This window comes from Methanobrevibacter boviskoreani JH1 (assembly GCF_000320505.1).
In the GTDB taxonomy this organism is placed as follows: Archaea; Methanobacteriota; Methanobacteria; order Methanobacteriales; family Methanobacteriaceae; genus Methanarmilla; species Methanarmilla boviskoreani.
Map to the genome: position 1 here is coordinate 100,823 of NZ_BAGX02000023.1, position 12,563 is coordinate 113,385.

Annotated in this window: 9 protein-coding genes; 7 read left to right on the forward strand and 2 right to left on the reverse strand. The window is 29.1% G+C overall.

What is annotated here, in order from left to right; translation table 11 throughout:
- Nucleotides 1–107: 107 nt before the first annotated feature.
- On the reverse strand, nt 108–1,121 hold the full coding sequence (locus ON24_RS06710; protein ID WP_040682380.1) for a TMEM175 family protein: 1,014 nt from the start codon (nt 1,119–1,121) through the stop codon (nt 108–110).
- A 299-nt stretch (nt 1,122–1,420) separates the two neighbouring features.
- Between ON24_RS06710 and thiI the strand changes: the two genes are divergently transcribed.
- From thiI to ON24_RS06745, 7 genes are all read left to right on the forward strand, one after another.
- On the forward strand, nt 1,421–2,569 hold the full coding sequence (gene thiI, locus ON24_RS06715; protein ID WP_016357879.1) for a tRNA uracil 4-sulfurtransferase ThiI: 1,149 nt from the start codon (nt 1,421–1,423) through the stop codon (nt 2,567–2,569).
- 523 nt (nt 2,570–3,092) lie between these two features.
- The gene (locus tag ON24_RS06720; RefSeq protein WP_081585250.1) at nt 3,093–4,637 is read left to right on the forward strand and encodes an ABC transporter permease/substrate-binding protein; all 1,545 of its coding nucleotides are present in this window, start codon (nt 3,093–3,095) and stop codon (nt 4,635–4,637) included.
- 12 nt (nt 4,638–4,649) lie between these two features.
- Entirely contained in the window at nt 4,650–5,507 is an 858-nt protein-coding gene (locus tag ON24_RS06725) for an ATP-binding cassette domain-containing protein (RefSeq protein WP_040682381.1), read from the forward strand.
- A 1,101-nt stretch (nt 5,508–6,608) separates the two neighbouring features.
- Nucleotides 6,609–8,153, forward strand: coding sequence for an ABC transporter permease/substrate-binding protein (locus ON24_RS06730; protein ID WP_040682382.1), 1,545 nt, complete (start codon nt 6,609–6,611; stop codon nt 8,151–8,153).
- Between the two features lie 8 nt (nt 8,154–8,161).
- Entirely contained in the window at nt 8,162–9,001 is an 840-nt protein-coding gene (locus ON24_RS06735; protein WP_040682383.1) for an ATP-binding cassette domain-containing protein, read from the forward strand.
- Between the two features lie 647 nt (nt 9,002–9,648).
- Entirely contained in the window at nt 9,649–10,746 is a 1,098-nt protein-coding gene (gene fbp, locus ON24_RS06740; protein WP_016357884.1) for a fructose-1,6-bisphosphate aldolase/phosphatase, read from the forward strand.
- 292 nt (nt 10,747–11,038) lie between these two features.
- Nucleotides 11,039–11,791 (forward strand): flavodoxin family protein, encoded by a 753-nt coding sequence (locus ON24_RS06745; protein ID WP_076621408.1) that lies wholly within the window; start codon nt 11,039–11,041, stop codon nt 11,789–11,791.
- 143 nt (nt 11,792–11,934) lie between these two features.
- On the opposite strand, the gene ON24_RS06750 is transcribed toward ON24_RS06745, so the two are convergent.
- Nucleotides 11,935–12,525 (reverse strand): L-threonylcarbamoyladenylate synthase, encoded by a 591-nt coding sequence (locus tag ON24_RS06750; RefSeq protein WP_016357886.1) that lies wholly within the window; start codon nt 12,523–12,525, stop codon nt 11,935–11,937.
- Nucleotides 12,526–12,563: the final 38 nt, after the last annotated feature.

Consider the following 12,563-nt stretch of genomic DNA (forward strand, 5'->3'; position numbering starts at 1 on the left):
GTTATAAATAGGTAAATTCAGGATTACTTAAATTTCTTTTTTTTATTTTATGATCCTTTAAAAATATTAAAATAAGTTTATAAAAAAGTTAATTTGAGATTAAATGATTATTTGTCTCTTAATTTTGAAATATCTATGTCTAATGATTTGTAAAAGTCAACCAAAGATTTAAATTTAACACAATACTCTATGGTATCATCACTATCAAAGTCGGGATTCTCTTTTTTAATATTTTCAAATTCCTCAATTCTTCCTTTAAGACTTGGATGTAATTCCATTAGAATATCAATGACTCTATGTCTGTCTTCAATTTCGAGACTATCAAAACTATTTAAGTTATTGCCTAATTCCGTTAAATATTTTCTCTCATCTTCAGGTAATTCTTCGAATTTACTTGAAATCTTGTTAATGTAGGGACTCTCATTAACTATTTTTCTTAGTTTTCTATAGTAATATTTCTCATTGATTTTATTTAGCACAGGTTTAAATATAATTAAAATATATAAATACCGGCTTGGTTGAGGATACCAAAAGGATACAACAAGTGAAATTACAATAATGATTGGGTAATAAAATGTTTCAAATCCACTGGTTCTAATGCTCATATCATTATTAAATAGTTTTTTGGCATTTTTTATATAACTTGAATCTAAGCTTATTTTAAGATGTAATCTTTTGGAAACGATGTAAAGCCATTGAAGTACAAGTATTAAACCCATATATAAATTGGTTAAATGATAGTATTGTACAAATATTGGAAACTCCTCACCAAAATTAGTAACTAATGTGATAATTATCGGATATAAACTTACACCCAGTAATAATGCTAATGTAATTATCATTAGTGTTTTATCGGTTTTTTCGATTAAAGATAAAATCTCCCTTTGTGTAATCCAGTTGTTTCCAAGTACGATAAAACATACAATAAATAAGAATATCTGTGATTTTAATTGTTCAAGATATATTGGAAGTCCTGCAGCAGTTAATTGTCCCATATCCGGTACAACAATAGAAAATGTTAGAATAGTCATTGCTACAGCAAATATTCCATCTACAATTGATTCTAATGTATCACTGGAAATATATTCCATATCTTCATCTTGTAAATTCTTATCGCTCATAGATTTACTTATTTTTTTAATATTATTTAAATTTTGATTAATTAAGCATATTCTTATTAATTAAGAGAACTAATAAATAATATTGATATATAACAATAGTTTATTTTTATATATTAAATATATTATATCTAAAAATAATATTATAATTATTATAAAGATAAAATAATGATTGTTTTAAAAAAGAGAGTGATAGTCGTTTTTGGATTTATCTTTTAATTTAAAGATTAATATTTATTTTATTATTATAAGAAGTATTATTCAATTAAAATTGTTATAGTTAATTTATTGGGAGAGAAAAGATGGATTATGATTTAATACTCATAAGATATGGGGAATTAGCTCTTAAAAGTACTAAAATCAGATTAAGATTTGAGAGAAAATTAGTTAAAAATATATCAGCATCAATAGATGGAAATATCAAAAGGGATCAGGGAAGGATATTTCTAGAACCTGAGAACTTTGAAGATGCACTGGAAAAATTAGATAAGATATTTGGTATCGTGTCTTATTCTCCGGTAGTAAGAACTAAAACCACTAAAGAGGATGTAACTAAAACATTAAAGGAATATACCAAGCACTTGATTAGTGAGGGATTATTGAAGGAGGGTATGACCTTTGCAATAAGATGTAGGCGTGTTGGAAATCATGATTTCACATCTCAGGAAGCCGGGGCATTCTGTGGATCCGTTGTAATTGATACCATACCTCTTAAGGTAAACCTATCTGACCCTGACTTTGAAATCTTCGTTGAAATTAGGGATAATGATACCTATATCTATCATGAAAAGATTGACGGACCTGGAGGTCTTCCGCTCGGAACTCAGGGAAAGGTTGTAGTTTTAATGTCCAGTGGTATCGATTCTCCCGTTGCTGCTTATTTGATGATGAAGAGAGGATGTGCTGTAACGGCTCTCAATTTTGATAATAGTCCATACACAACATCCGATGCAAGAAATAATTTTAATGATTTGGTGGATCAATTGCAAACATATGCCTCTGGTGTTCCAATTCAAAAAAGAGTAGCACCATATGGGGAATATCTTAAGACATGTAAAAATAAAGGTCCTGAGAAGATGACCTGTGTTTTATGTAAATCTGGTATGTATAAAACAGCTGAAAAACTTGCAAAAGAAATCGGTGCTTTGGCTATTGTTGACGGAAGTAGTGTTGGTCAGGTAGCTTCCCAAACACTTCAAAATATTTTATCCTCCCGTTATGGTGTAGACATGCCTATTCTTAGTCCATTGATTGGTATGGATAAATTAGAAACAACACGTATTGCTGATAAGATCGGTACTTTTGAAATATCCAAAAGAGATGACGGCGGTTGTAAAGCTGTACCTAAATATCCTGAAACACAAGCAGATTTAAATAGGGTAATTAAGGCTCAAGAGGATATTTCCCAGGAAGAGGAACTGGAGAAAGTTTTTAAAAACATTGAAAAATAGGATTAAATAATCCTTTTTTCATTTTTTTGATTAACTTATTTATTTTCTTACTTTTTTTTTAAAAATTCTATTTATTTTCTTATTTTTGTTCAGGTGGTTTATTTTCTTATTTTATTTAGGAATTATTTCTATTTTCTTATTTTTATTCAAATGGTTTATTTTATCATATCATTTAAAAATCCAATCTATTTTGTAATTTTGAAATATTTTCAGATTTATTTACTTTTTTAGATATCTGGTTTAATTTTTCTTATTTTTATTATTTATTATGCTCTTTTTCTACAATTAATCTATACTTGTGTTTTTAATTGTATAAACATAATATTTATAATACTTAAACAACTATATATTATATGTTTATATTGGGGCAATAAAACCTTTTTAATTTAATAATTTTTTAAAATGATTAAATTACTGTTTTTTATACTTTTTCAATTGAACTTTTTTATATATTGCCTATTTATTGCAATCTTATTCATTGATTTTACTTTATTGCTCTAATTGTTAAAATGGCGGTGGTATGGTGATTGGTGAATTAATTTCATTATTTACAAGTCAAAGTGATTTGTTCATAAATCTTACTATTGAACATTTGGAGATATCTTTAATTGCTATTATTCTATCAATTATTATTGGACTTGGGCTTGGAATTACTGTAAGTGAATATCCTAGAAACAAATGGATTTTAACACTTGTAAATATTATTTATACCATTCCTTCTATTGCGCTCTTCGGTTTTCTTATACCTGTTGTAGGTGTGGGGGATACGAATGCTATTATTGCGCTAACAGTTTATGGTTTGCTTCCTATGGTAAGAAACACCTACACTGGAATTAAGACGATTGATCCCGGTATCATTGAAGCTGCAGAGGGAATGGGTAGTACAGATAGGCAGATCTTATTTAAGATTAAGCTACCTTTGGCTTTACCTCATATTATGTCAGCAATTAGAAATATGTCTGTTATGACTATTGCTCTTGCAGGTATTGCATCTTTTATTGGAGCTGGAGGTCTTGGAGTAGCTATCTATCGTGGAATCACAACTAATAACATTGATCTTGTACTTGCTGGAAGTATATTGATTACTATAGTGGCTTTGGCATTTGATTATATACTTTTACTTGTTGAAAAAATTACAAAGGTAGGTCAATCAAGGAAGAAATTCTTTAGTTTCCTTAAAAACAAGAAATTCATTGCTGTGGTTATTATCGCTATAGTTGCATTAGGCGCATATGAGGTTTATGATAATTATGGTCATGAAACCATTCATGTTGCATCAAAATCATATACAGAACAATACATTTTAGGATATATGTTAGAAGAGTTAATTGAACATGATACCGACTATAAGGTTCAGTTGACTAACGGTATTTCCGGAGGTACTTCCACGATTCAGGGAGGTATGGAGAAGGGTGAATTCGACATTTATCCCGAGTATACTGGTGTAGGCTGGATGTCCGTTTTGCATGAAAATAATATATATTCTGAATCAATGTTTCCTACTCTTAAAAAGGAATTTAAGGAAAAGTATAATGAACGATGGTTGGATACTTATGGATTCCAGAATACTTATGCAATTGCTGTTCCAAATTCAATAGCAAAGAAATATAATCTAAAAACCATCTCTGATCTGTCTGCAGTATCTAATCAATTAACATTTGGTGCGGAATCAGATTATTTCTCAAGAGCTGATGGTTATGATAATCTAACTAAAACATATGGTCTTAACTTTAAGAATACCATGGATTTGGATGTAAGCCTTAAATATGATGCTGTTTCACAAGGAAAAATTGATGTGGTAGAGGTTTACACAACTGATGGAAGATTATATGATTCTAATTTAACGATCCTTCAGGATGATAAACACTTTTTCCCGTCTTACTATTGTTGCTCTCTTGTAAGTGAGGAGACTATTGAAAAACATCCGGATTTACTTCCTGTATTAAATAAATTAAATGGTAAAATCTCTACGGAGGAAATGAGACAAATGAATTATGAGGTTGATGTTGAGAAAAAAGATCCTAAAGATGTTGCTCATGATTTCTTAGTTAAAAAAGGATTAATTTAATAAGGTGATAGGATGGATGAAAACACATCTAATAATTTCATTGAATTTAGGAATATAAAGAAATCCTATGGGGATAATCTGGTTATTCCTAATCTTAATTTAAGTATTGAAAAAGGTGACTTTCTAACTGTTATTGGAAGTTCTGGTTGTGGTAAAACAACTATGTTAAAGATGATTAATCGTTTAATTACTCCTGATAGTGGCGATATATTTATTGATGGTAAAAATATTGCTGATTTTGATGTTGTAAACTTAAGGAGAAAAATCGGATATTCTATTCAGGGAACAATGCTTTTTCCACATTTAACTGTTAAAGAGAATATTTCCTATGTCCCTGATTTAATTGCAGAAGATGAAAAAAAGGAAATCAAAAGAAGATATAGGGAAAATAGCTCTAGAAAAATTAAGATTAGAAAGAACCAAGAACAGAGGGATGAGGAAAGGGCAACATCTGACAATAAAGATTCAAAGATTAATAAATGGTTGGATATTGTTGGTTTGGATTCTGATTTATTGGAACGTTTTCCAAATGAGTTGTCCGGTGGTCAAAAACAGAGGGTAGGTATTGTAAGGGCACTTGCCGCATCACCAAGAATTCTTTTAATGGACGAGCCTTTTGGTGCTGTAGATGAGATTACCAGAGCTCAACTTCAAAAGGAAATTAAAATAATTCATGAAAAAACAGGTATTACAATTATTTTTGTAACTCATGATATTGGTGAGGCTTTATATCTTGGTGACCATGTTCTTGTAATGGATGGAGGGGAGATTATTCAGTATGATAAACCGTCTGAGATATTTTATCATCCTGCTACCCCATTTGTTGAAAGGCTCTGTGAAAGAACAAGAAAGATTATCTCTAAGGAATAGTGTATTCTTCAATTTTTCATTTTTTTCATAAAAGGGGATTTTCAAAATTCAATTTTCTTGTTTTAAATATAAAACTAGCTATTTATTGTCTGGTTTGAAAAATCTTATTCTTTACCGGTTTTCAAAAATCATGTTTAATGTTTTAATAATGTCTTCATGTTAAAATGGGATTTTTAATTTTCTATGGTTTTTTTATAATCATTAGTTCTTATTAAAAAAACTTAAACATTTTAGTAAGATTTTTCTTATTAAAAGAACTATCTTTAATTTCTCATGATCTGTTTATATTCACTGATTCCTATTAAAAAGATTATGTTTAATATTTTAATAGAATTCTTTGTATGCTTTTAATATTTTGTACAAACTTTTTCCATTTTTTAGAAATAAATACTATATTTAATTAAAAAAATAAACAAACTATCAAAATTCTTATTATCTTTTCTTTATTTTTAGATTGTCTTAGTATATGGCTTGTTTTTTTAATTAAACATTTAAAAATCTTATTTTATTTATTTATACTTTAAAATATCTAATTTAACTTATAAAAAACATAGATTATCTTTTGTTTTTTATTTCTACTTAGTAAATTCTTTTATTTTTTTAATATTTTTTAATAGATTTAATATCAGATAAATCTGTTAACTATTATTTTTTTAATAATTTTTTTAAGCGGATATCTATTTTTTATTTCAATTTAGCTTTATTTAATGGATTTTTCTAAATAGAAAGGTTTATTATAAGTTAATCATAATAAAATATTATAAATTTATACTATAAGTTAAATAAAGTTCAAATTGAAAGTTTTTTCGTTTGTGTTTAAACATAAAAAGGTTATTGTGTACATTAACTTAATTTTCATTGTCAAATTTTGTTTAAACATAATTTTGTCTTTGTACACATAGGTTTTTTTTAATCATATTGATTTTGATTTTCTTTATTTTTTTAATTATAGAAATCTAAAGTATATTTTAAGAAAGTTAATTCTAGATCTATTTAACTTTATTGTCATTATTGATATGATTTGCCTTAATAATCTTTTGATTAAATTTTAAAAGAGAATTATATCTTTAAGAATTTGTCAAAGAAATTAGAGGGGTAAAAATGATAAGTGAATTAATAAATATTTTCATATCTCAGTCTGATTTATTTCTAAGCTTAACTATTGAACATCTTGAGATTTCAATTATTGCAGTTTTTTTAGCAATTATTATTGGACTTGGGCTTGGAATTACCGTAAGTGAATATCCTAGAAACAAATGGATTTTAACACTTGTAAATATTATTTATACCATTCCGTCTATTGCACTCTTCGGTTTTCTTATACCTGTTGTAGGTGTAGGTGATACAAATGCTATTATTGCACTTACTATCTATGGTCTGCTTCCTATGGTAAGAAACACCTACACTGGAATTAAGACAATTGATCCCGGTATCATTGAGGCTGCAGAGGGAATGGGTAGTACAGATAGACAGATTTTATTTAAGATTAAGCTACCTTTGGCTTTACCTCATATCATGTCAGCAATCCGTAATATGACAGTTATGACTATTGCTCTTGCAGGAATTGCATCATTCGTTGGAGCTGGAGGTCTTGGAGTAGCTATCTATCGTGGAATCACAACTAACAACATTAATCTTGTACTTGCAGGAAGTATATTGATTACCATAGTAGCTTTAGCTATTGATGGTATTCTTGCAGGTGTTGAAAGACTTACAGCTGTAGGTCCATCAAGAAAGAAAGTTACCAGATTCTTTAAGAATAAAAAAGTTATAGCTGCAATTTTAATTATTATCATTGCAATTGCAGGATATTATGTATATGATGAGACTACCCATGCAACTATTAATGTTTCTACAAAAGCATTCACTGAACAATATATTATGGGATATATGTTGGAGGAGCTAATCGAACACGATACTAATTATAAAGTACATTTAACAAACGGTATCTCTGGAGGAGCTCCGATGATACAGGACGGTATGAACAAGGGGGACTTTGATTTACATCCAGAATATGATGGTGTGGGATGGATGGAAGTATTGAATCTGCCAGGTAAGTACCGTGAGGAGAATAAATCCCAATTAGTGGATGCTTATGAGAAAAATTATAATGATCGATGGTTGGAAACCTATGGATTTGAGAATACCTATAGATTGGCGGTGCCTAAATCTATTGCGGAACAATATAACCTTAAAACCACCTCAGATCTAGCAAGGGTATCAAACCAATTAACTTTTGGTGCGGAATCCGATTTCTTTAGTAGGGCAGACGGTTATGATAATTTAACCAAAGATTATGGTCTTAATTTTAAAGATACTATGGATCTGGATGTAAGTCTTAAATATGATGCAGTTAAACAGGGAAAAGTAGATTGTATTGATGTGTATACCACTGACGGTAGGATATATGATTCAAATCTTACGATACTTGAGGATGATAAAGGATTCTTCCCATCATACTATTGTTGTTCAGTTGTAAGGGAAGAAACCCTAAGGGAGCATCCAGATTTACTTCCTGTATTAAATAAGCTTCAGGGTAAAATCTCCACAAAAGAAATGATGGAGATGAACTATGAGGTTGATGTTGAGAAGAAAGATCCTAAAGAAGTTGCTCATAACTTCTTAGTTAAAAAAGGATTAATATAGGTGATAATATGAGTGAAGATAATATTATTGAATTTCATCATATTAAAAAATCATATGGGGATAATGTAATCATTCCAGACTTAAATCTTAATGTTGAAAGGGGAGATTTTCTAACTGTTATTGGAAGTTCCGGCTGTGGTAAAACAACTATGTTAAAGATGATTAATCGTCTTATAACTCCAGATAGTGGTGAAATATTAATCGATTCTAAAAATATTGAGGATATGGATTTAATTAAATTGAGATGTAGTATCGGATATTCTATTCAAGGAACTATGTTGTTTCCCCATTTAACCGTTGGTGAAAATATTTCCTATGTCCCAGATTTAATTGAAGAGGATAAAAAAAGGGACCGTAAATATAGGAAAGGTAAGAAAGTGGAGTTTAAACGTTCTAAAGATGAGAAGGCGGAAGATGAAGCCAATGAAATTGAAAAAAATAAGAGGATTTCACAGTGGTTGAAAATTGTAGGTCTTGACGAATCAATTCTTAACCGTTTTCCTCACGAGTTATCTGGTGGTCAGAAACAGAGGGTGGGAATTGCAAGAGCCCTTGCAGCCTCTCCTAAAATTCTTCTTATGGATGAACCTTTCGGTGCCGTTGATGAGATTACAAGAAGACAACTACAAGAGGAAATTAAAAGAATCCATAGGGAAACAGGTATTACAATTATTTTTGTAACTCACGACATTGGTGAGGCTTTATATCTTGGTGACCATGTTATTGTAATGGATGAAGGTAGAATCAATCAATATGGAAAACCCGAGGATATTCTGAATAATCCTGCTACACCTTTCGTTGAAAAACTCTGTGAAAGAACTAAGCTTGTTGTAAATAATAAAGATTAATTCAATAAAATGTTTTATTTGTTAATAAAATTTAATCTTTAAAGGTTTAAGAAGTAAAGTTTCTGTTAATTTATATCTTAAAGTTTAAGGATGTTAAAACTTTTATTTTTTAATAAGTTTAATTTTTAAAAGTTTAAGAAATGGAATTTTCATCATCTAGTTTAATCATCTTTAAAAAGATGTTTTAAGACGGATTAAACTTTTACTGTTTAGTTTAATATCTTTAAAAAAGCTTCAGTAAAGAGGGTAAGGTTTTATTGGCTGTAAAATAAGCATTTATATAAAAAATTCAATTTTAGACATTGAGATTCTTTTCTACTTAATCTCTATTTTTAATTTTTTTATAGTTTTTTTGAAATTCATTTATGTTTATTTTGAAAATTAATTGATTTACTTAATTTTGGCAATTGTTTTTATTATATCTTATATTTAATGTTCATTTTTTATTTTTTCTTTAATTTCGACCTAATTTTTTTAAAAAAACATAATAAATATATAAGATATTATTTAAAAATAATAGTGTTTAATAAAAACATAATTAAGGAATATCTTAATTATACTATTGACTTTTTTATTGACTTGGAGACAATTATTCTTGTTAATTTTATATCTAAGTTAATATTATTATTAATGAGGTGCTTTAAAAAATGAAAACTACTATAAGTGTTATTAAAGCTGATATTGGTAGTGTCTCAGGACATTGTGTCTCTCATCCTGCTTTAATGGAAAAATGTGATGAAGTATTAAATAATGCTTTAGAAGAATCTATTTTAGATGATTATTATATCTCCCGTTGTGGAGACGATATTGATCTTATAATGAGTCATAGAAATGGTGAACTTAATGAAGAAGTCCACAGGGTTGCATACAACGCATTTATGGAAGCAACTAAAATTGCACGTGAGAATAAATTATATGGTGCAGGTCAAGATTTATTAAGTGATACCTTCTCAGGTAATATTAAAGGTATGGGTCCAGGTATTGCTGAAATGGAATTCAAGGAAAGACCAAGTGATCCTGTAATAATTTACTGCTGTGATAAAACCGAACCTGGTGCATTTAACTTACCTCTTTATAAAATGTTTGCAGATCCATTTAACACAGCTGGACTTGTTATTGATCCTAAATTACATGATGGATTTAAATTTGAAGTTTATGATGTAATGGATAACAAAAAGGTTATTTTAAACTGTCCAGAGGAATTATATGATTTACTTGCATTAATTGGTTCCACTGGAAGATATGTAATTAAAAGGGTATGGAAGAAAAACGGAGAAATTGCAGCATCTGTAAGTACTGAAAGATTAAATTTAATGGCTGGAGAATATGTTGGTAAAGATGATCCTGCAGCTATTGTACGTGCTCAATCCGGATTCCCAGCAGCAGGTGAATGTAACGAAGCATTTGCATTCCCACACATGGTAAGTGGATGGATGAGAGGTTCCCACAATGGTCCTTTAATGCCTGTTTCTGAAGAATATGCAAATCCTGTAAGATTTGATGGACCACCTAGAGTAATCGGTTTAGGTTTCCAAGTTGCTGATGCAAAATTAATTGGACCAGTTGATATCTTTGATGACCCTGCATATGATGAAACTAGACAATTAGCTTCTAGAGCTGCAAGTTACATCAGAAGACACGGTCCTTTCGAACCACACAGATTACCATCTGAAGATATGGAATATACTTCACTTCCAGGTGTAATGGAAAAATTAGAACCTAGATTTGAAGATATGGATGATTAAATCCATTATTCCTTTTATTTTTAATTTTTTATATCTTAAACCAACTATTTTTTCAATATATTTGCTGACTTTTAAGCTATTTTTTAACTTTCTAATTTCCTTATTCAATCAATTTTCATTGTTTTTTTATTAATTAATGCATCTTCTTAAAAAAGAACTTAATAATTATATTTTTAAATTGTAATCCATCGGATAGTCGTCTAATTGACTGTTTTCTATTTTATTTAATATTTATACTATAAAATTAATATTTAAATACAGGTCCTTAAAAATAGTTTTAATTGTGATTTTTATGAAATGTCTTGTAATAAATGGTAGTCCCAGGCAGAAGAATACGTGGTCAATGGTTAAACAGGTTGAATCTCAAATGTCATCATTAGGTCATGTTGACTTTGATGAAATCCACCTTAAAAAATTAAACATTCCTTTTTGTAACGGATGTACTAATTGTATTTTAAATGGTGAGGATAAGTGTCCTCATTATGATATTATTCGGGGGATTGCAGAAAAGATGGAAAGTGCAGATTGTATTATTCTATCCTCTCCAGTATATGTAAATGGACCTACGGGACTTATTAAAAATTTTCTAGATCATTTCGCATACTATTATCATAGACCAAGACTATTTGATAAGAAAGCATTGGTCTTAGTTTCAACTCAAGGTTCTGGAAGTAAGGATGTCGCCAATTTTTTGGAAATGGAATTAGACAATTTCGGTGTAAACAAGGTTTTTAAAGTTTCACTTACCTTTCATGGTAGGAAAGAACTAGATGATAAGATGATTGAAACCCTTAATAGAACAGCTATTGATTTCTATAATGATGTATCCTCTGGTAAAATCCATAACCCTAAAAGAAGTCAAGTTCTACAATATACATTGTGGAGAGCAATGGCAAATAAGGGATCTATAGAAACCGACCGTAACTTTTGGATTGAACATGATTATTTAAACCATGATTATCATCCTAGTGTTAAACTAAATATATTGAATATAATTATTGCAAAAGTAGTGTATTTATTTTTTAACAAGTTTATATTTAGCTAGCTTCTATTTTAATTAACATCATGAAAAAATCGGATTATATATGTTATGAGATATATATGTACTTAACATATTCTCACCTTTTTTTATATATTATATTTGTCCAGTTTTAATTATTGAAAAATCTTATGAATATTTTTTTTATCCTATTTGGTTTTTCCCTTCCTTACAAGTTTAGGTTTATCCTTAGTTAAATCGATAATTGTTGAAGGATTGCTACATTTTAAATCTCCAACATCAATAATTAAATCAACTTCCTTTTTTAATTGTTTCATAATATCATCTGGATTAGATTGAACTTCCATATCGGATATGTTGGCACTTGTTGTGGTAATCGGAAAATCTAAACTAAGTAACCTTGCAATCTTATTATTGGGAATACGGACTCCAACCTTGCTGGTATATGAGGTTACAACTGGAGGTATTATGTCCCTTTTATATAATATGAATGTATAAGGGCCAGGTAAATATTTTCTTAATATTTTCTCCTTATTGGAGACATCTGCAATTAAAGGTATTGCCTCAAAATCGTGAACTAAAACTGATAAAGGCTTTTCATGTGGTCTTTCTTTAATATCATATATCCTTCTAACTGCCTCATCTGAGAATATATTTGCACCTAATCCGTAAATGGTGTCTGTTGGATATAAAACAACTCCATCATCCTTAAGGATATCTATGGCTTTATATATTAAATTCATATCTGGATTTTGAGGGTTTAATTTAAACTTTTTCATTATATTACCTGTGACCTTTATATTAGAACTAAACTTTA